The organism is Nostoc sp. UIC 10630, from assembly GCF_010747425.1.
Taxonomy (GTDB): Bacteria; Cyanobacteriota; Cyanobacteriia; order Cyanobacteriales; family Nostocaceae; genus Nostoc.
Genome location: NZ_JAAGOG010000016.1, coordinates 34212 through 56375 on the forward strand (window position 1 = coordinate 34212; position 22164 = coordinate 56375).

Annotated in this window: 10 protein-coding genes; 7 read left to right on the top strand and 3 right to left on the bottom strand. The window is 40.2% G+C overall.

Translation table 11 applies throughout. From position 1 onward, the window contains the following. Positions 1-46 precede the first annotated feature (46 nt). Positions 47-4216, bottom strand: coding sequence for a tetratricopeptide repeat protein (locus G1O98_RS06710; protein ID WP_163927880.1), 4170 nt, complete (start codon positions 4214-4216; stop codon positions 47-49). A gap of 564 nt (positions 4217-4780) precedes the next feature. Between G1O98_RS06710 and G1O98_RS06715 the strand changes: the two genes are divergently transcribed. The 6 genes from G1O98_RS06715 to G1O98_RS06740 all read left to right on the top strand — a co-directional run bounded on the left by G1O98_RS06715 (position 4781) and on the right by G1O98_RS06740 (position 13112). Beyond that, complete coding sequence (locus G1O98_RS06715; protein ID WP_114085712.1) at positions 4781-5173, top strand: hypothetical protein; 393 nt, start codon at positions 4781-4783, stop codon at positions 5171-5173. 292 nt (positions 5174-5465) lie between these two features. Beyond that, positions 5466-5792: a DUF3040 domain-containing protein gene (locus tag G1O98_RS06720; RefSeq protein WP_163927883.1), complete on the top strand. Its 327-nt coding sequence runs from the start codon at positions 5466-5468 to the stop codon at positions 5790-5792. 16 nt (positions 5793-5808) lie between these two features. Further along, positions 5809-7890 carry a dynamin family protein gene (locus G1O98_RS06725; RefSeq protein WP_163927885.1) on the top strand — a complete coding sequence of 694 codons (2082 nt, stop codon included), beginning with the start codon at positions 5809-5811 and terminating at the stop codon, positions 7888-7890. A 555-nt stretch (positions 7891-8445) separates the two neighbouring features. Continuing rightward, positions 8446-10668 (top strand): dynamin family protein, encoded by a 2223-nt coding sequence (locus G1O98_RS06730; RefSeq protein WP_163927887.1) that lies wholly within the window; start codon positions 8446-8448, stop codon positions 10666-10668. A 109-nt stretch (positions 10669-10777) separates the two neighbouring features. Continuing rightward, the gene (locus G1O98_RS06735; RefSeq protein WP_175586565.1) at positions 10778-11476 is read left to right on the top strand and encodes a DUF305 domain-containing protein; all 699 of its coding nucleotides are present in this window, start codon (positions 10778-10780) and stop codon (positions 11474-11476) included. A 913-nt stretch (positions 11477-12389) separates the two neighbouring features. Continuing rightward, positions 12390-13112 (top strand): carbonic anhydrase, encoded by a 723-nt coding sequence (locus tag G1O98_RS06740; protein WP_163927891.1) that lies wholly within the window; start codon positions 12390-12392, stop codon positions 13110-13112. 164 nt (positions 13113-13276) lie between these two features. On the opposite strand, the gene G1O98_RS06745 is transcribed toward G1O98_RS06740, so the two are convergent. Beyond that, entirely contained in the window at positions 13277-14128 is an 852-nt protein-coding gene (locus G1O98_RS06745; RefSeq protein ID WP_163927893.1) for an SDR family oxidoreductase, read from the bottom strand. 256 nt (positions 14129-14384) lie between these two features. Here G1O98_RS06745 and G1O98_RS06750 point away from each other — a divergent pair, with 256 nt between their 5' ends. Continuing rightward, entirely contained in the window at positions 14385-16058 is a 1674-nt protein-coding gene (locus G1O98_RS06750) for an alpha-amylase family glycosyl hydrolase (protein WP_163927894.1), read from the top strand. Positions 16059-16273: 215 nt separating this feature from the next. On the opposite strand, the gene G1O98_RS06755 is transcribed toward G1O98_RS06750, so the two are convergent. After that, positions 16274-21697 carry an ATP-binding sensor histidine kinase gene (locus tag G1O98_RS06755; protein ID WP_163927897.1) on the bottom strand — a complete coding sequence of 1808 codons (5424 nt, stop codon included), beginning with the start codon at positions 21695-21697 and terminating at the stop codon, positions 16274-16276. Positions 21698-22164: the final 467 nt, after the last annotated feature.

Here is a 22164-nt window from a genome sequence, read left to right on the forward strand (position 1 = left end):
TATATTTTTAGCGATTAATTTAAGATTAACGCGATCGCATTTCCCCTTATTTATCCATTGAAACTTGACTGCGGTCAAACAACCACCCATTGCCGACTATCTCCTCTAGGCGTTGATTGAGTCGGGGGAGGAAATATTCATGATCATTGAGCCGTTGCTGGACATACCAAGCTTCAAAAGCTTCCTGCGTTTCAATTCCTTGGGCATTTGCCGCCCCTGATATAATCTTGGAACTAAGCTTTTGCAGTTCCTCTAACTGCGGATGACCTTCACCTCGGTAGTTGCAAAATAATATTGAAGTTGCTCCTAGCAAAGCTTCTAGTTCATCACCTTGAGGCACTCTATTACATAAAGCATTAATTAACTGAATGGTATCTACTAAAGGAGCTTGAATCCTCAGCGTTAGCCAGATTGCTTGAGCTAAATAAACCAAACCGTTGCTTTCAGCCGTTACGCCTAAATTACTCAGAACTGTTACCAAATCACCATAAGCGCGTATTTGTGCAAGTGTAGAAGCAACTTGCTCCCAGAGTGCGATCGCTCTAGTAATGTCCCTTTGGTCGGCGAATTGCAGTGCCATGTTGTTGAGGGTAATGGCTTTACCTTTGATATCGCCTATCTGCTCCTTTATTTCCAAGGATTGCTCCCAAAGTGTGATCGCCTTTGCGATGTCCCCTTGTTGGGCGATTACTCCTGCCATGTTGCTGAGGGTAGTGGCTTTACCTTGGACATCGCCTATCTGCTGTTGTATTTCCAAGGATTGCTCCCAAAGTGCGATCGCTTTTGCGATGTCCCCTTGTTGGGCAATTACTCCTGCCATGTTGTTGAGGCTATTGGCTTGGTTTCTGACATCGCCAATCTGCTCAAGTATTTCCAAGGATTGCTGCCAAAGTGTGATCGCTTCTGGGATGTATTGGTGGGCGATTACTCCTGCCATATTGCCCAGGGTAATGGCTTTACCTTGGACATCGCCTATCTGCTGTTGTATTTCCAAGGATTGCTTGTAGAGTGCGATCGCTTTTGGAATGTCCCCTTGTTGGGCGATTACCAGTGCCATGTTGCTCAGGCTATTGGCTTGGTTTCCGACATCGCCAATCTGCTCAAGTATTTCCAAGGATTGTTGCCAGAGTGCGATCGCTTTTGGAATGTCCCCTTGGTGGGCGATTACTCCTGCCATGTTGCCCAGGGTAATGCCTTTACCTTGGACATCGCCAATCTGCTCATATATTTCCAAGGATTGCTGCCAAAATGCGATCGCTTTTGGAATATCCCCTTGGTGGGCGATTACACTAGCCATATTTGTAAGAGTAGCGGCTTTACCCTGAACATAGCCAATCTGCTCAGATATTTCCAAGGATTGCTGCCAAAATGCGATCGCTCTTGTGATGTCTCCTTGTTGGGCGATTACCTGAGCCATATCGTTGAGGGTAATGCCTTTACCTTGAACATCCCCAATCTGCTCAGATATTTCCAAGGATTGCTCCCAAAGTGCGATCGCTGTTGCGATGTCCCCTTGTTGGGCAATTATGTGAGCTATATCGTTGAGGGTAGTGGCTTTTGCTTGCAATTCTTCTTCAGGGCAAAGGTCTAAGGCTTGCAGATAATGGTTAACAGCTTCTTGCACAAAACCTAAAACTACTTCTACACGGGCGATGCTTCCCAAGATGCGATAGTCTTGAAAAACTGCCAGAATTTGTTGACATAACTCCAAAGCTTCCACAAAGCGAGAATTATTCACCCAACTAATTGCAATCCAATTCCCAATGCTGACAGTAATTTCCTTTTCTCTTGCCAGTAATCCCAACCGCACAATTTCCAGAAATTCTGCTTCTGTTTTTAGTTCATTCTCCTCCCACCAAGCTTGATGAATTTTCTTCACCGCTTGCTGTCGGGTTGCTTGCCACTCTTCTCCACTCAACACTGGTTCTAGCAATGGTTCTAAGATTGTCGTCACCCGGTAACTCGCTGGCTGGTTGGCGTGAGTGGTAGCAGACTCAACTAAGCTAAGGCTGACGAGTTTGGTTAATTTTTGAACAAGCCAAGCATGAGATCCCCCCGGCTGCGCCGACCCCCTTAAAAAGGGGGTTGAGGAGGGAATATTGCCCCCCTTTTTAAGGGGGGTTGGGGGGATCTCAGAAGATGTGGGGGAAGCAATAAAAACTTCAAAAATCTCCTCTGGCACGGGCAGATGAAACACACTCAACCGTGCAAGAAACTTTTGTTCTTCCAATTCCAAAGCATCCAGCAGAGTTTGTGCCAAAATATCTTCACGGAATTTCTGCTCAGTCGCCTCCAGCCGATTCAGTAATTCATCCGCCGCTATTCCTGGTTGCTGAATCACCTCTAACAACCACTTCAACAAGCGGGGATTACCATCAGCAATGTGAATAATTCGCTGAGTTCTTAACTGTTGCCTAACTTCTTTATCTAAAGGAAAGCAGATTTTATCAATATCACTACTGCTCATCCCTGCCAAAGATTCTAAGTGCAGGCGGTGGGGTGGCAAGGTGTCTTCTTTCAAATAACGACAGGTGACAATCAGCCGACTTTCTGCCCCATTTTCCTCCAATGCCGCACAAATCGCCCCTAAAATCTCGTAAGCCTCTGCCGTCATCCGCAGTGAGCCATCTTTAACAGGGATATTTTGCTCAAAGTCATCCAGCACCAGCAGTAAAGGTTGGTTGTGTTCTTTTTCTATTGCTTCAAAAAAGTTTTGCAACCGTCCTTTGAGAGACACCTTTGGTTCATTCAAAAGTGCGGGCACATCTGCAAATCGCTCAAACTTATTAGAAAGCTTAGTCAGCAAACCTATCTCATCCAAAGGCCCAATCAACACGACTCGCGCAAAGTTAGAACGCTGCATCTGCACTCGCGTACATAACCGTGCCGCCAAGGTACTTTTGCCCAGTCCACCCATCCCCGCAATAAACACACCGATTTGCTCGCTGCTTTCCTGCAAAGCCTTGAGACACCGTTGCAAAGGTCGTCTGCGTCCGACAAACTCAAACTGACTGGCAACTTTAACTTGATTATTCTCATCCAAAAATTCTTGCTCTGACGGTGTAAACTTCAGCTTTTCACGATTTCTTGTTCTTAAAGGTGTTACCAGTTCTGCAATAGGGCGCGTATCCCGATACATCCGCAACAGATGCCAGTCGGTGCATTCTTTCTCAATCATTTCCTGCTGCGCCGCCTTGACTGCTTCTTCAACAGTTGCCCCTGTCGCCAAAGCTTGATAAAGTGCCTGTGCCGCTACAATACCCGTGCGGTCATACACCGGACGCGCCCAGCCTAAAACTATACCTGCCCCCGCCTTCACCAATGCCTGCGCCATTGAGGGTACTGTCCCTTTGTTAGAAACCTGTCCCGTATGACAACCAGAGAGAAAAGTTACACGCGGCCAGCGTCCCCGAAAGGCTTTTGCTAAATCATTGACGGTAGTAAGTTGCATATTCCCCACTTCATCTTCAGTGATGAAACAGGGGGTATTGTCTGCAAGCGTTGCACCCTTTGGCAGCAAATAATCGTAGCCTTTTTGTGTATAAATTATCCCGTGTCCCGTGAGGTGAAAGACATCAAAATAGTCTTCTGGATAGGATTTCACCAAGTTAGCTAACTCTACAACCGAGCCGCTTTCCTCGACAATCAAATCTATGGTCTGATTCTGATCTTTGATTGCTTGCAAAATGTTCGCTTCTTCCCGCTCAAACCCTAGTGGTGGAACTCTCGGATCTTCAGGAGAAGTTGCCATGAACAACAACCGCAAGGGGCGATTTTGCACGCCAATCACTTGGGTTTGACGCTGCTGCACAGAACGCACTGGTAAAACGGAAAGATTCTGGTGTTCTATTAAAAACCCTGCACCATCATGTAGCAATTCCCAAGGCAAATGTGCCAATCCCAACGCCACACGTTCTGTTTCCGGGTTCAACCCCTGCGCTTCGCTAGTTTGAATCAAATCTAGATTAATCGTTTGCTCATCCGCCTCATCCAGCGCCTTTCTCACCCATCCTTCTTTACCATCCAGCCATTGATAAAGTTGCCGTCCCAACTGGGTGAGATAAGGTAGATGATCTCTTTGTTGAGCATAGTAATTTTGCTCACACAAATCAATTAGCGCTACCAACTCTGCTTTATCCAGGCGACGTGAGCCATAATCACAGCGCAGTTCAAAAGTTTGCTGTTGACTGAGGGCGAAGGTAAAGTTTAGGGGCATGGCTAACAGCAAGAGTTTACAGAGTAACCTTCACCGTATTATCACCTTTTTCCTGAAATTATCGCCGATAAGCTAGTTGGTACTAGTCGCGTGACTGGCGAAGATACTGCATTGATGCGATCGCAGTTCAACTATAAAATCAGGATAGATGGGGGCAAATCTGTGGTGTTGTTAAGGATGTGGCTGTATTGATTGTTATATTCGTTCAGAACACAAGTCCATTCTGTCAGAACACAAGTTCATTCAGCCAGAACACAAGTCTATTCTGTCAGAAAACAAGTTCATTCTGTCAGAAAACAAGTTCATTCTGTCAGAACACAAGTCCATTCTGTCAGAACACAAGTCCATTCTGTCAGAACACAAGTCCATTCTGTCAAAACACAAGTCCATTCTGTCAGAACACAAGTCTATTCTCAATGATTTCTTGTCTAGCATCGTGCAATTACTGAGCTAGCAATCCAATCTTATTTAAAAAAATACCTCTTTTTGCAAGCTTTACTGAACCGCTACATTGTCCCATTGAGACACTCTAGAAAGATAAAGTTTAGTAAAAAGCATAGATTGATGCCACGCAAACAAAGAAGCTCTTCCGTGCTAGAAAAAACCGAAAAGCGAGTAATCGGATTTAAATCGATTGATTCCAGCCTTGACTTTGGTGATTCTATCAGTTTAAACAATTTAATCCAGTTAACCGGACAACTCCGCAGCCAGATCGACCAGTATAATATGATGCTAACTGCCCTTGATTCGGCAAAGGCAAAAATAGAAACCCTTGAAAAGAGCATTTGCGAAACCTCAGAACGCTTAGTTAGTGGTGTGGTGTCAAAGTATGGCAAAGATAGCCGGGAATACGAAATGACAGGCGGGGTACGCAAAAGCGATCGCATTCGTAAAGCCACCATCACCCGGTTAAAATCGACCGCAGACTTAAAAGCAACTTCTAAACAGACGGCATAACCATGTATAGACGTAGCAATGCTACGTCTATACATGGGTTCTGGGTAACGCATATTTAATTTCTGGAGATGTCTAATACGATCATGCGATCGCACCTTAGTAGTTAGGCACTTCGCCTTGATTCTGGAAAGCAGGTGCATTTTGTGGTAACTAACTCTATAAATTTAATAGGTAATGAAAATTTAAATAGTAATTTTACTGGGGTTTTTAAATATTTAGGTGAGTTACGATACAGCATTATTAGCGAGTAAATGCTGACATCTTTTCTTGGTTTTAGACGGAGCGGATATTGATGACATCTGAGAGCGATCGCCAAAAAGAACTTGAACACCGGGAACGTTTATTACGGGAACGAGAAGTTGAATTGCGACTCCGGGAAATGGAAACTAACATCCATACTACCGATGCGGCTTTTCATCAAACTGTAAAGCATCAGCCAGAAAATACCCAGAAACCTTGGATGAAAAAAGTGATTCTGGGTGGAAAGCTTTTTGCTCTTGGTGTGGTAGCGCTAGTTGCAGTCAGAATAGCCTCAGTATTGGCTGGGTTTATTATTGTTGGGGCGTTGGGATGGATATCTTACAAATTATTTTTGGAATCTAAAAAAACCAATCTTTAATAAAGGTGTAATTTTTATGACAAATCAGGTAGCAACTGACAGATTTATCCAAGATTTAGAGCGGGTTGCTCAAGTGCGATCGGAGATGTCTGTATGTTTAAGTAAACTGGCTGAAACAATTAATCAAGCTGAGTTAGCTGGAGATTCTTCATCAGGAAAGCTCAGTTTAGAACGAGATATTGAAGATATTACAGTAGCTAGTAAAAACCTTCGTCAAGGTGTATTTCGCCTTTTAGTATTAGGCGATATGAAGCGGGGAAAAAGTACTTTTCTTAACGCCTTAATTGGTGAAAACTTATTACCAAGCGATGTTAACCCTTGTACAGCAGTGTTAACAGTTTTACGTTATGGGCCAGAAAAAAAAGTTACCATTCATTTTAATGATGGAAAAAGTCCGCAACAGCTAGACTTTCAGAACTTTAAATATAAATATACCATTGACCCGGCTGAAGCTAAAAAACTAGAGCAGGAGAAAAAACAAGCCTTTCCTGATGTCGATTATGCAGTAGTTGAGTATCCCTTAACGCTACTAGAAAAGGGAATTGAAATTGTCGATAGCCCAGGATTGAATGATACAGAAGCGCGAAACGAATTATCTTTGGGTTATGTAAATAACTGCCATGCAATTTTGTTTGTGATGAGAGCTTCTCAACCTTGTACCTTGGGTGAGCGTCGCTACCTAGAAAATTATATCAAAGGTCGGGGATTGACAGTTTTCTTTTTAGTTAACGCTTGGGATCAGGTGCGGGAATCATTGATTGATCCTGATGATGTTGAAGAATTACAAGCATCGGAGAATAGATTGCGGCAAGTATTTAACGCGAATTTAGCAGAATATTGTACTGTAGAAGGTCAGAATATTTATGACGAACGAGTGTTTGAGCTTTCGTCAATTCAAGCGCTCAGACGACGGTTGAAGAACCCTCAAGCTGATTTAGATGGGACTGGCTTTCCGAAGTTTATGGAAGCGCTTAATACTTTTCTTACCAGAGAACGTGCGATCGCAGAACTCCGTCAGGTCAGAACCTTAGCTAGACAAGCTTGCAATCATACCCGCGAAGCAGTTGCTAGACGCATACCATTACTTGACCAAGATGTAAATGAATTAAAAAAACGGATTGATTCAGTAGAACCTGAGTTTAACAAACTTACAGGTATCCGAGATGAATTCCAAAAAGAAATTATCAATACCAGAGACACTCAAGCAAGAACGATTTCTGAATCTTTCCGCAGTTACGTTTTAAACTTAGGTAATACCTTTGAAAACGACTTCTTACGCTATCAGCCAGAATTAAATCTGTTTGATTTTCTCAGTAGTGGGAAACGAGAAGCATTTAACACTGCACTGCAAAAAGCCTTTGAGCAATATATTACCGACAAATCTGCGGCTTGGACATTAACTGCTGAAAAAGATATTAACACAGCTTTTAAAGAACTTTCTCGCAGTGCATCACAATATGGTGCATCTTACAATCAAATCACAGACCAAATTACGGAAAAGCTCACCGGAAAAGATGTAAAGGTACATACTACTACTGCTGCTGAAGAAGATAACTCTCCCGGCTGGGCAAAATGGGCAATGGGATTGTTATCACTGTCTAAAGGAAATCTTGCTGGTTTCGCACTAGCTGGGGCCGGATTTGATTGGAAAAATATCTTGTTAAACTACTTCACTGTAATTGGTATTGGCGGGATAATTACAGCAGTGACGGGTATTTTGCTTGGCCCAATCGGGTTTGCATTGCTAGGCTTAGGAGTAGGCTTTTTGCAAGCAGATCAAGCACGTAGGGAGTTAGTTAAAACGGCGAAGAAAGAATTAGTTAAACATCTACCTCAAGTAGCACACGAGCAATCTCAGGTTGTATACAGTGCTGTAAAAGAGTGTTTTGATTCTTACGAAAGAGAAGTGAGTAAGCGGATCAACGATGATATTGTCTCTCGCAAATCTGAATTAGATAATTTAGTCAAACAGAAACAAACCCGCGAAATCAATCGTGAGAGTGAGTTCAATCGTTTAAAAAACTTACAGGAAGATGTAATAGCTCAGTTGCAAAAAATAGAGGCAGCGTATAGCAATTTATTAGCTTACTATAGCTAATAATAGTTTATTACTCTCATTCTTAGATAGAAGCTAGAAATGTTTATAGGGAGGCTCTGAACTATGCCTCCCATAACTATAAGTCAATCCGATTCATTTAAATGTTTCTTTTCTTCGCGTTCTTTGCGTCCTTTGCGGTTCGTTAAAATAATTGACTTTGGCAATTAGGAACGAACTGCAAAGGCTGCAAAGGACACAAAGAAAGAAAGAAATAAAGAAAGAAAGAAAAAAAGAAAGAAAGAAACTTTGGCACAACCTAACAAAAAATAATGGTGTCATAAGTTTAGTCTTAATAAGTTTGCCTATAAACCAATACGGTTCAGTTAAGCATTTTTTTCTTCTCTCTGTTCCCTCTGTGCCTCTGCGGTTCGTTAAAAATTTCACCTTGATAAAGAGTTTTAGCCTTAACTGAACCGTATTAGCCTATAAACGATAAATTGCTCACTACGAACTAAAATTTTATTATATGTTTAATTATGCCTAGCATAAACATAATAATGTGAGATGTTAGCCTCAACGATATGGATGACTAGCCAGAAGCTGAAAACGAGAACTATGCAACAACAGTATGAAGGTTATAAGGATTTAGCAGATTCTCTCAAATCTGCATCTGGTTTACTTAATTTAGAACGCAAATCACAATTGCATCAAGATATAATTACCATTTGCAATCATCTAGTTAATCCTAGTTTTCGCATTGCGGTATTTGGCCCTTTTAATCATGGCAAGTCTACCTTACTGAATGCCATGCTAGGGAATCGCACCTTACCAATTGATTTAATCCCCACTACAGGCGCATCGATTACTGTCAAGTATGGCTCCGATGTGCGAACTCGCATCATGTTGCTAGATGGCACAGAAATCTATCGCAGTGGTACAGAAATTTTACAGCAATTTGCAGTTCTTGATGGCAATAGGCAGATGCGGAAAGATGTAGCATCTGTGGAAGTTTTTTGCCCGCATCTCTTCTTGGAAACGGGAGTAGAATTTCTTGATTTACCGGGAACTAATGATAGAGATGAACAAGATAATTTAGTCAGAGAACAACTTTTAGGTGCAGATTTAGTTATTCAATTATTAGATGCACGTAAGTTAATGACTTTAGGTGAACGAGAAAATTTGCGAGATTGGCTATTAGATCGCGGTATTAAAACAGTTATATTTGTTGCTAATTTTCTGAACTTACTCGAACCCGACGAGCAAAAACAAGTCCAAAATCGCCTGCTGTTTGTTGCAGAAAGCTTTCGAGCCGAATTACCTCCAGGTTTTAGTAATTTATATCGCGTTGATGCTTTACCTGCTTTAAGAGCAAGATTAAAAGGCGATGTTGCGGCTGCCAATAGTAGCGGGTTAGCGGCTTTTGAAACAGCTTTGCAAAATATTGTGGGGATTTTGCAACCAGATCGTGGTAGCGTGCGTTTGCCAAGAGTGCAAGCGATCGCTTCTCAAATCCAACTATCATTAAAAGCTAAAATTGACCCAATTGCTATTGAAATAAAATCTTTTGATGATAAACAAAATAGTAAAATTGAAATTAAACAAAAAGCAGCTAACTTAATTTATAAAGGTTTCGCTACCAGCATCGAAGAATTACGCGATTGGCTAGAATTACCCAAGCTACTCACAAAGTATCAAGCTGATGCGGCAGTTGCATTGGCGGAAAATAAGTTTAAAGATTGGCAAACAAATATTCTTAAAAAAGACCTGAATCAATTACAATTAGCTGCTGTGAAATGGCTTTATCAAGCTTACGAGTTTTTCCAAGAAGAACGACCACAAGATTTAATAATTCCCTTTCCTAGCGAACCACAAGTAATACTACCCCCAAAGCCAAACAATAATGATGATTTGAGTGAACCTGGTTCCATCGCTGTTGGTGGTGGTATTGGTTGGTTGTTAGGTGGCCCAGTTGGCGCTGCTGTTGTTGGAAGTATTTCTTATTTATTAAACAAGAATATCCAAAAACAAGACGAACAATTAGCAAAAGAATCTTATCATCAGGAAGTTGCTAAACTTTGTATAACTGCAATTGAAGATTATTTTTCTAGTTTTAGCAGCCAAGGTTTATCCATTTTGGCTGAATATGAACGGCAAGCGGAAAAAGTAATTTGCTTTCAATTCAGCCAAGAACCAGGAGAAATTACGAATAAACGTGAAAATTTGCAGCAATTACAAAATGGTTTTAATCGGTTGCTACTAGAGTTAGAGAAAGTCAAAATACTATCAAATCATCAACCTTATAAAGAAATACCAAAATACACAACTACCAATAGAAAATATTCACCACAGCCAGAAAGAGTTAAACTTTCCCCTGAGAAAGATCCTGTTATTAAGCAACAACAGGAAAAGACTGCTAAAAATAGTGGCACAAGGGTAGAATTTGTTTCTCCACCACCATCGCCAAAAGCTTCTCCGTCTCCGCGTCCAGAAGAAGTGGAGGCGAAATTTCGTGATTGGGAACTCAATGAGGAAATAGCGCGGATGAAAGCAGAGATGCAATCGCCTGGTTCTCAAACTAGCAAACAGCAAAATTCAACTCAAAGCAATAAAGCACCCAACCAACCCAAAACCCAAACGGAAAAAGATAAGATTACTCGCGCCTACGACATTTTAGGATTGCAAACAAATGCTTCTCAGGCTGAGGTAAAGCAGGCTTATCGAACTTTAGTAAAAAAATGGCATCCAGATTTGTTTGTGAATCAGCCACAACTGCTCAAACAAGCACAAGAAAAAATGCACTTAGTTAATGATGCTTACACAATTTTGAGTGATAAATAAACAACAAGATACTGGACTTATTTAATAAGTTAGATTTCATCCTAATTTCATTTCTGGCTGCCAAGCTAAATAAGTAAATATAGAATTAGGAAACTATGAGGTGAGACTTATGCAACTGCTATCTTTGAGGAATGGCCTTTTGGCGTTAACTTTTACTGCGATCGCTTCAGCCAGTGCGTTAATGACAGGTTGTACTAGTACTGCTTCTCAGAACCAAAGCCAAGCAACAAAGGCAACCACTACCAATGCTAATGACAAGCAGATGATGAATCACGGTGGTGGCATGATGAATCACAGCATGGGAATGGATTTAGGTCCAGCCGATGCTAATTTTGATTTACGATTTATCGACGCTATGATACCCCACCATCAAGGGGCGGTGGAAATGGCTAAAGAAGCGCAGGTGAAATCAAAACGTCCTGAAATCAAAAAGCTAGCAGACAATATCATCAAATCGCAAAACCAAGAAATCACTCAGATGAAGCAGTGGCGACAAGCTTGGTATCCCAAGGCGGGAGATAAACCAATGGCTTACAATAGTCAAATGGGCCACATGATGGAAATGTCATCTGACCAAATGAAAACTATGATGATGAGTCAAGATTTAGGTGCAGCCGATGCTGAGTTTGATTTGCGCTTTATCAATGCGATGATTCCTCACCACGAAGGGGCTGTAATAATGGCGCAAGATGCCTTAAGTAAGTCTAAGCGCCCTGAAATCAAGAAATTAGCCCAAGAAATTGTTAAAGCCCAAGAGATAGAAATTAAAGAAATGCAACAGTGGCGAAAAGCTTGGTACAACAAGTAGTTCGTAATTCGTAATTCGTAATATGGTTTTTGCGGAAATTCTATAAGTATCTGTGTAAATCTGCAAGTAACCAATATGTATTTGCGGTTGGGAATTTCAGGTAAGTGTTTGGTTATTTCAGGAGCGATGTATACAATCTGACTTTTCACGGTATCTGGAAAAACTCTCTCCTTTTAGGCTACGGTGTACACACAAATCATCTGATCCCCCTAAATCCCCCTTAAAAAGGGGGACTTGAAGAAATTTCCCCCCTTTTTAAGGGGGGTTAGGGGGGATCGAAACACTGTTAGACAACTTTATAAGACTTGTGTGTACACCGTAGCCTTTTAGGAGAGAGACTTTGAATTTTTCCCCTTCCCGCGTCGGGAAGGGCGAAGAATTAGCAGGAGATAGCGAAAAACTTCTTTATCTTCAACAAAATCTCTCTGAGCATGAATTAATTTCTTTATAAACTACTAATTTAGTATGATTTAACCCCTTGAACTCTCATTCTTTCGTTTTTGCTCGTCCAGCGATCGCCTTCTAACAATTCTCCCTCAAACTCTCTCACTGCAAGCATTTCCCATTTCTGGATAAGTCTAATGTTCAAATGACTAGCAACCTACTTTCTTTTTCATCCATTAAAACTACAATCTCAGGAGTTTCACAATTATGCATTAGTGTCAACAAATATCTGATAAAAAATATAGAAACGTAGCATTGCTATGCTTCTACAAAGGTTATAGATAAGGCATATTTAATTTATGGAGATGTCTAATACAACTCTTGTGTTTGTAAAAGCTAGATAGATGAAGTAGCCGTAGCGATCGCACATGAAGATTAAATGACTCTTAAATGGTGTACGATGGTACTCTTGCATCTTGCTTGAAGTGATATCTTCCTGAGAACAGCTTTGTTGTTATCAGCTAGATTAATGAGTCGAATTAATGGATTTGTAGGGCGACGTGACTTCTTAAAATTTGCCAGCGTGGTAGGTATTGCGGCTACTGCTTTTGGTGATAGCTTTTGGAATAGAGAGCAAACTGCTATTGCTGATATTCACCCAGTTAGCTCTAATCCAGTGAGTCCTAATGAAGCTATCAAACGCTTACTAGATGGGAATCAAAGATTTATCAATCAAAAACGCCAATATCCCGATCAATCATTAGAACACCTGCGATTAGTCGCTAAAGCTCAATATCCTTTTGCCGCCATATTGGGCTGTGCAGATTCCAGAGTCCCTGCGGAAATCGTTTTCGATCAAGGTCTTGGAGATTTATTTGTCGTGCGAGTTGCTGGTAATGTGGTCAGTGACACAGTTATAGGTAGTCTAGAATACTCTACAACAGTATTGGGCTCGCAGTTAATTGTGGTTTTAGGTCATAAAAGATGCGGTGCAGTGGCAGAAGCAATCAAAAACGAACCACTTCCTGGAAGAATTGGTTTGATTATTGAGGGCATCAAACCATCTATTGAAAGGGTAAAGTTAAGAACGGGTGATAATATGCAAAATGCAGTTATTGCCAACATTAAATATCAGACTGAAAAATTGCAGGAAAGCTCAACAATTTTAGCTAAATTGCTCAGTGAGGGTAAACTAAAAATTGTTGGTGCTTGTTACGATATTGACACTGGTAAAGTCAATATAATTACTTGAATACATAATACCTTTTAGGCGTACTATTCTGAGCTTAATAATGTTATAAAAAATTATTTATCAAATATTTTTATGCGTAGGCATTACCGTGCCAAAAGGGGGAAATTGGAGGTTAAATTTTAGAAATAATGAAATTATAACTGCTGACGAGGAGCAGAATAAACCTATAACCAAAACTGTCGATAGTCTTCGATATACTGCCGTATAGTCAGAGGTGAACGATTGAGCAATTGCTCAGTATCAGATGTGATGTTGCCTGCCAATCCTAACCGAGCTGTAGTGTAGATTAATACCATTACTAAAATAAAGTCTATTGACAACCCCGATGAGCGCATTTGTCGAATAAACTTTAGCAGAGAAGGATTATAGCGTATCGGTTTACCTAAAATCGATGTGAAAATATCTGCTACTTCATAATAGCTTAAGGCTTCTGCACCCGTAAGCGGATATGCTTTTCCCTGATGCCCATCTTCGAGTAAAGTACGAACTGCAACGGCAGCAATATCCCGCACATCAATGAAACTTGTTTTCCCGTTACCAGCCGGAAGAAGCAATTCACCACGAACTTTGATGTCTTCTCTGTGTGTGGTATTAAGATTTTGCATAAAAAAGCTGCACCGTAAAAAGGTGGCTTTAATACCCAATTGGTTTATATAGCGTTCAATTTGGGAGTGTGGCACAAAAGGGTTGCGTTCGGCTCCGAGTATTGAAAGAAATACGATATGCTCAACGCCTGCAAGTTTTGCAGCATTTAGGGCTGGGGCAATTTGAAGACGAATATTAGCAAGGGCAGGCGGACGCACTAAAAAAAGTTTACTGACTTGAAAAAAAGCACAATCAAAGGTGTCAGGATTGGTAAAGTCGAAGGGGATGGTTTGGATATTGTTGCCTAAGAGGTGTTTAGCGCTGTTTGGATTTCTAACTGCGGCACAGACATTACAATCGTGGGATTGCAGTAAGCGAAGAACTTCTTGTCCGACGTTTCCAGTTGCACCTGTCACTAAAATTTTCAGCATAATCAGCTATTACTGTTACTTATTAAGAACACCGCTATAATTAATATTTTTTGAAAGAAAGCCGTTTATGCTTATCCGAAAAGTATTGAATGAGTACTTGCTAATAATAATTATTGTAGAGGGTGGGGAGTCAGGAATGCAAATAGCAGCTCTGACTCCCGTGTTTTATTCACACTTAAGAAAGAAGCCACAAATTATTTTTTATTAGATAATATTTTTATTTACTGTACCTAGAGAAAGAGCTAAAAGTGTGAAAATGGCAAATTTAATTGAATTTACATTGTTTGCTCCTCGCAACAAAGGAGCTGCTTTAATTGGGTCTTTTTTGGATTGGAAAGAAATTCCAATGTCAAAAAGTGAAGATGGTTATTTTCGCACTAAAATCCAACTGGAAGATGGCGTTTATCAATATAAATTTTGCATTCAAACCAAAACTCTAAATTTTGCACCTGATGAATGGATCGATGTCATTGATCCTAAAGCAACAGAAGTTAATGAAACCGAAAAATACGGCATAGTCCGTATTCAAGATGGGCAACGCGTTGTTGATACTTACCTTTGGCAAAACGATGAAATGCCGTTACCTGATAACCGGGAATTAGTCATATATGAAATGCACGTTGCTGATTTTACTGGTGATGAAGTTGATTCTCACGAGCGAGGCAAATATCTAGGGATAATTGCTAAGTTAGATTACCTTTGCGAATTGGGAATTAATGCAATTGAATTAATGCCAGTTAATGAGTACCCTGGTGATTATAACTGGGGCTATAAAGTTCGTCACTTCTTTGCTACAGAATCTAGTTATGGTTCAACAGAAGATTTAAAGCGATTGATTGACGAGTGTCATGGTAGAGGTATTCGCGTCTTTATGGATGGAATTTATAACCACACAGATGAAGAATGCCCCTTAATACTAATTGACCGCAATTACTGGTACTACGAACACAAACATTATCCTGAAGACCCAGATAATTACTGGGGGCCGGAATTTAACTATGATAATTACGACAAAAACTTAAATATTCAGCCTGCATGGGAATACATCGGCGATGTGATAAAGTTTTGGATTCAGGAGTATCACATTGATGGAATTCGCTTTGATGCAGTGCGGCAATTGGCTAACTTTGAATTTCTCAACTGGCTGACTAAGCAAGCAAAAAGCTATGCTGCACCTAAGCAGTTTTACAACATTGCTGAACACATTCCCGATACAAAGACTGTAGTCAAGCCGGATGGGCCATTAGATGCTTGTTGGCATGAGAGCTTTCGCTACTTTTTAGTTCCATATATTTGTGGAAAATCATTTGAATTAGAACAACTCAAGCAGATTTTAGACCCCAAACAGCAGGGTTATGCGATCGCTACCAATGTGATAAATTATTTGGCAACCCACGATCGCGAACGTCTATTACGAGAATTAGGCAATTGTGGCATCTTTGACGCTGCGGCATTCGAACGAGCCAAGTTAGCAGCTGTTTTGTTAATGACGGCGATGGGTGTACCAATGCTGTGGATGGGAGAAGAGTTTGGCGAATACCAGCAAAAAAGTGAAGATGTGACTAAGCCGCAGAAGATTACTTGGTCTTTGTTGTTAGACGACCAAAATTATGATTTATTTGAGTATTATCAAAAGCTGATTGCTCTACGCCAGCAAACTCCAGCTTTGCAAAGTGACAATGTTAAGTTTTTCTACGAGAATGCAGATGATAAAGTGCTGGCTTACAGCCGTTGGGATGAGCAAAATTCTCATGTCGTCGTTGTGGTAAATTTCTCCAATCGGAGTCTAAATCAATATAAAATTTCCAATTTTCCAACTACTGAAAATTGGTGGGATTGGGTTAGTAATCGGGAAGTGAAATCTGGAGAAGATGGTTTAGTCACTGACTTGCCAAGCTATACAGCTAAGATATTTATTTTGCAAACATGAGCAATCATAGGTGGCAATACTGCTCGGTTAAAGGGAAAAGGAGTGGAAGGCTCGTTTTTTCCCTTTCCCCCAAAACCCGGCAAGTATTGCCATAGATAGGGTAGATAAGAGAAACTTTGCCATTGAGCGATCGCTGGCTGCTAAACATGGCTGAAATACCTAAATTGCATGTAGTAGAGTTTTCAGACTTTTTCTTCCGTCATATTCAGGTTAAATCAAGCGAGAATCGGTAAGGTGATAACAAATTCAGTTCCTTTACCTGGTGTAGAATTCACATCCAAACTCCCGTCATGTTTTTCTACCACAATAGACTTAGCGATCGCTAATCCTAAACCTGTTCCTTTACCTACCTCTTTGGTAGTAAATAAATGATCGAAAATCTTTTGTTTGACTACTTCATTAATCCCTTTACCATTATCAGCAATTGATATTTTTACATATTTATCTGCCTTTAATGTTGTAATTGTAATCCGGTTAAAATTAGCTTGAATCTCAGCAAAGGTCTGTCCAAGATTTGCTTCTTCAAACGCATCAATTGCATTAGCTATAATATTCATAAATACCTGATTTAATTGCCCTGGAAAACAATTAACTAAGGGTAAGTCTCCATAGTTAGTAATTACTTCAATGGCGGGATGTTCTTCATTTGCTTTTAAGCGATGTTTGAGGATTAATATTGTACTATTAATTCCTTCATGTATATTAAATGGCACTTTATAATCTTTGTCAGCACGGGAAAAAGTACGGAGACTAGTACTAATATTTGTCAATCTGTCGCAAGCTACCGCCATTGCATCTATCATTTTGGGTAAGTCTTCCAAGACATAATCCAAGTCAATTTCTTCGGCATGGTCTTTGATTTCATCACTCTTGTTGGTCAAGGTATTTTGATATAGATTTAAGTGTTTAACAATATCATTCAGAGTAGGTTTAGCTTGTTGAAGAGTAGCAAAAATAAAGCCTAATGGATTATTCATTTCATGTCCTACTCCAGCAACTAAATTACCTAGCGCAGACATTTTTTCACTTTGGACAATTTGCAGTTGTGCTTGTTGCAAATCTTGTAATGCAATTCCTGCTTGTTGATAAAGTCGAGCATTTTCTAGGGATATTGCTGCTTGAGAAGACAATAAGTGAATGACTCTGAGACGAGCGCTAGAAAATACTCCTTGAGTCAGTTTATTTTCTAGGTAGAGAATTCCCACTAAATGCCCTTGATTAATAATCGGAGTACAAAATATACTTTTGGGTTGATGTTGCAGTACATATTCTCCAATTAAACCAGGGATATTTGTTTTACAATTGTCAATCACAACTGTTTGGTGGGTATTTTTGACATAATAGATAATATTTAAAGGAATATCTCGACAATTATCTAGTGATTGAGGTTCGAGTATAGTTTGCATTTCTTTATGCTCAATAAAAGTAATTGCTCGAACTTGCCAAGTGTCTTCTTTGGGAAGCAGCAGTACAGCTTTTTTCGCGCCAGAGTTTTCTATGATAATGCGAGTGAGGCTGGCAATAAGTTGCTCTAATTCCAGAGAACTGGAAATAGCAATAGCTGCTTTGAGGACAGAGGTAAAATCCAGATCATCAGAAATAGCAGTACTGCCAGTACTATTTGTGCAACTAGATGAGGAAGTCCCACGCAAGCTAATAGTTTCTAGGGGGTTGAGGGTAAATCGTTGCTGTTCTAAGATGGGTTTGAGAAGTTGAGGATAGCGTTTTTCTAAGTTCGAGATTTTGGCTTTTGCACCCCAACGACTATAGCAATAGTAGGCTTCATGTATATAATCTGAGGCAGCTTTTTCTTTGCCCCAATTAAGGAAAAATTTAGCTGCAAGTTCGTTGGCGAGGGCTTCTTCATAGCCATAACCTTGACGTTGAGCTTGAGCAATGGCTTGTTCGTAAAAATCGAGTGCTTCTGCTTTTTGTCCCTTTAAGCGTGCTTTTTCTGCAAGTATTAGCAGACACTTGTGGAGAATATTTTCTGGACAGGCTTTTGCCCAACTGTTTAAGCGTTCCTCTAGGGGAATTAGCGCTTGCCAATGGAACTGACGCTCTTGCTCGTCGCTAGCAATTTCAGCTAGAGACAGATGCATTAATGCTACATAAAACACGCTAGAAGGGACTTTGGCATGACTGGAAATGGTGTTTTCAATTATGCTCAGTTGGGGAATTAAATCTGGGTATGCGGCTTTGTGGTCAAATAAATAAGCATGACGGATTTTGACAGAATATAACCAAGCCAGATGATAAGGGGTATTGCTATATTTTTGTAAATACTCAGCTTCACTGAAACTATCGTCATCAAAGCTGAAGGGGTTTTTTGTTAAACCAAGAAGATTGCGAATTGGTTGAATAACTCCGACGATTAAAGCATCTAGGTTCTCTAAACTTTTGATACGACGGAGAAAATCTGCATGGGCTTGAGCGATCGCATATAGTTCATCTAAATTTTTACCATAAGTGAGGCGATCGGAACCACTTTGCATGATCATAAAGCCAACGGTCAGCCAGTTCCCTGCTTCCATACCATACTTGTAGGCGTTGTCATAGTATGTATCAGCTTCTCTAATTGGATGACTCCAGCTATGGATATCCGCAGCAAAGAGAAAATTAGTCATTCCCCGGACATCTGCATTATCAAACTGTTCGCAAAGCTGCACTGCCATTTCTCCAAACTGATAAGCTGTTCCCAAGTCCTTGAGGATGGCATTGGCAATTAAGGCATAGCCGGCATAGCTAAAGGGAGACATATCGCTGTTACCATACTGCAAAGATAAAGTGGTCATCTTGGCGAGTACCAGCAATCCTAAAGTCGATTGACCATTAAGCCATGCAGCATAGAAGAGAATTTGTAAAATTCGCAACATTTCTGCAATACTGGCATCTGACATTTTGGGAAGATTGAGAATGGATTCAACAGTCTGCTGCTCTAAAAATTTATTAACTATGGCAATTTCTTTGTCCAGACTTGCTTGAATCAACTCTTGTTCTGTAGGCATTTCCCAGTCAAGTAGTTGTAAACTTTGGCCTTGCATCGCGATCGCTTCCGCATTGCGTCCTTGAAGCTGATATTGAGTCATCTGCACGCGATAAATCACTGCTTTGTCCAGGGGTGTTTGAGCATGGCTCAGTGCTTCCCCATAAAGGGCTTCGGCTTGGTCAAAATTACTGCACAGATAAGTTGCTTCTGAACCCTCACGATGCAAGCTGTACATTAATTCATAGTCAGTCTGCCAAGCGGTTACGGGTAATAAATCAATCCCAGTAGTACAATAGCTCTGAGATGCTTGATAAGCAGCCGACAGTTTTGCCTTTTGTCCTGCTTGCAGGTTTAAGCGAGCCAGTTGTTTTTTCTGCTCATGGGTAGCAATGCTCGAAAGAGAATCATCTTCAGCGATCGCACCTTGTCCCAAATTCAGTTGGTTTACTAGGTCAAAAATCCGTTCTTGTTGCTCCTGCTCGGATAACCCTTGCAATAACAATTGACCAATCATCAAATGTGTTTTTTGTTTTTGATCTGACGGAATTAAAGAATAAGCTGCTTGTTGGATGCGATCGTGGAGAAATTTATATCCAATAATTTCGGAATTTTCTTGAGTAACAGCTTGATTTTCTGAGCCTACAAAAAACTTGTAAACCTCACTTTGAGGTAAAATCAAGCCTTCCTGTAAGGCATTCCACAAACAAACAGCCGTTTCTATTTTTGATTGTTTAGAAACAATCGCTAATGTTTCTAAATCAAACTGATTGCCGATACAGGCAGCTAATTTTAAAATACCTTGAGTTGATTCTGGCAACTTTTGTAATTGCAATGCCATGAATTCAACGATATCATTTGTGAGCGATCGCTGATTTATTTGCGTGATATCACATTGCCAACATCCCAACTCTAAGTTAAATTCAATTACTCCATCTTGATGTAATGCTTTAAGAAACTGTGTAGCAAAAAATGGATTACCTTGAGTTTTTTGAGCTACTAAGCGAGAAAGAGCCCATGCCAAATTTTCTGAGCATTGAAGAGTGTCAGCAACTAATTGATTTACCTGCCCTTGACTCAGTGGTGCTAAAGTAATCGTATTAATCGTGGCTGCTGTTTTTTGGATATCATTCAAAGTCAACATTAACTGGTGTGCTGGGTTGACTTCGTTATCACGATAGGCACCAATTAATAAAAAATGTTTTGTATCAGCCATTAATAACTGCATTAACATCAGTGATGCCGAATCAGCCCATTGCAAATCATCTAAAAACATCACTAATGGATGTGCATCACTCGTAAAGACTTTGGTGAATTTCTGGAATAATAAATTAAATCGATTTTGGGCCGCAGTTCCTGATAATTCTGTAGTAGGTGGTTGTTGACCAATAATTCTTGATAATTCAGGGATAACTTCAATAATTACCTGTCCGTTCTCACCAACCGCGTCTAAAATCTTAGTTTTCCATTGCTGAATTTGAATATCGCTTTCTGTTAACAATTGTGCCATTAAATCTTGGAAAGCCTGCACAAAAGCACTGAAGGGAATGTTGCGATTAAATTGGTCATATTTACCTTTAATAAAATAACCGCGTTGACGAACAATCGGTTTATGAACTTCATTAACAACCGCAGTTTTACCAATCCCAGAAAAACCCGCTACTAGCATCATTTCAGTTGCACCCATGCTGACGCGCTCAAATGCTTGGAGTAGGGTTTCTACTTCAGTTTCTCTTCCATAGAGTTTGTCAGGAATAATGAAGCGATCGCACACATCTCTTTGAGCAATTGGAAAACTCTCAATTCTGCCAATTTCGTTTAGCTGATGTAAACAAATTTCTAAATCGAATTTCAGCCCTAATGCGCTTTGATAACGGTCTTCGGCATTTTTTGCCATTAATTTGGTCACGATGTCACAAAGAACTTGGGGAATTTCTTCGCTATTTCCTAAAAGCGGAGGTTGTTTCGCAATATGACAATGCACTAACTCCATCACATCGTTTGATTCAAAGGGTAACTTTCTTGTAAGTAATTCATAAAAAGTAATACCTAAAGAATAAAAGTCAGCCCGGTAGTCAATTCCCCGATTCATCCTGCCTGTTTGTTCTGGGGAAATATAAGCCAGCGTACCTTCTAATACATTAGGGCTGATGAGCGTTTGGGTTTCCCGTGGTAATAAAGAGGCAATACTAAAGTCAATTAGCTTTATTTGCTTAGTTTCAGGGTTAATTAATATATTGGCGGGTTTTATATCTTTATGAATAATTCGATGACGGGAAAGTATATCTAAGGCATCACACAAAGATATTGCGATTTGTAAAAATTCATTTAGAGATGCAACATTATGATTATTGGCGAAATAATCCTTAAGGGAAATTCCCCCAAAGTCTTCCATCACCAATATATAAACATTCTGGTATGGTTCCAAAGTATAGGTTTGGATGATTTCTGGATAGTTGAGATTTTTGGTAATGGTGTACTGGTTACGAAATTGTACGAGTTCGCTAAATGTAGGATAAAGATTTTTTAGCAGTTTAATCACTACTGGTTGTTGGTCAGTTTCCCGATATCCCTGATAAACTAGGGTTCTAGAGCCGTTATAAAGTTCTTTGCTAACTTGATAACCGAGAATATTGACTTGGCTGCTAAACATACTGGGCTCATCCTTTGAGATTTTTATGGCTCCTCTAATATCAATCATTTAAACTCTGACTGCATTGGTAGAATTAATGACATTTACTTCAAGGAATAATAAAGAAATCTCTCGGATGTTTTAATTAGGGCGTGTTTTAAAAGTCGATAAAACTGTTGAAAATTCTAAAGATTAATCAATTTAGCATTTACCTATAATTCTTGTACCGCAGCATCAAGGCGAATTGACAGAGCGGTAATGGAAGTCACAGTGAAACACTTTTCATTTTAGGAAAGAGAAATAGAAGTGAAGTTTTCCAGATGCCGTGAGAAGTCAGGTTCTAAATTGAGATCAACAGCTTTCTGTAAATCCGCGATCGCACCCTATTTATCTCCCAATGTATAACGGGCAACCCCTCGACCAGTGTAAGCGGGAGCCAAGTTAGGATTAATCCGCTTCTTGTCTCCCAACTCAAAGCGAGCAATTCC

Bases quoted from the DNA above. Each gene is read 5' to 3' on its own strand.
- G1O98_RS06710 (WP_163927880.1), bottom strand. From the start codon at position 4,216: ATGCCCCTAAACTTTACCTTCGCCCTCAGTCAACAGCAAACTTTTGAA.
- G1O98_RS06715 (WP_114085712.1), top strand. From the start codon at position 4,781: ATGCCACGCAAACAAAGAAGCTCTTCCGTGCTAGAAAAAACCGAAAAG.
- G1O98_RS06720 (WP_163927883.1), top strand. From the start codon at position 5,466: ATGACATCTGAGAGCGATCGCCAAAAAGAACTTGAACACCGGGAACGT.
- G1O98_RS06725 (WP_163927885.1), top strand. From the start codon at position 5,809: ATGACAAATCAGGTAGCAACTGACAGATTTATCCAAGATTTAGAGCGG.
- G1O98_RS06730 (WP_163927887.1), top strand. From the start codon at position 8,446: ATGCAACAACAGTATGAAGGTTATAAGGATTTAGCAGATTCTCTCAAA.
- G1O98_RS06735 (WP_175586565.1), top strand. From the start codon at position 10,778: ATGCAACTGCTATCTTTGAGGAATGGCCTTTTGGCGTTAACTTTTACT.
- G1O98_RS06740 (WP_163927891.1), top strand. From the start codon at position 12,390: ATGAGTCGAATTAATGGATTTGTAGGGCGACGTGACTTCTTAAAATTT.
- G1O98_RS06745 (WP_163927893.1), bottom strand. From the start codon at position 14,128: ATGCTGAAAATTTTAGTGACAGGTGCAACTGGAAACGTCGGACAAGAA.
- G1O98_RS06750 (WP_163927894.1), top strand. From the start codon at position 14,385: ATGGCAAATTTAATTGAATTTACATTGTTTGCTCCTCGCAACAAAGGA.
- G1O98_RS06755 (WP_163927897.1), bottom strand. From the start codon at position 21,697: ATGTTTAGCAGCCAAGTCAATATTCTCGGTTATCAAGTTAGCAAAGAA.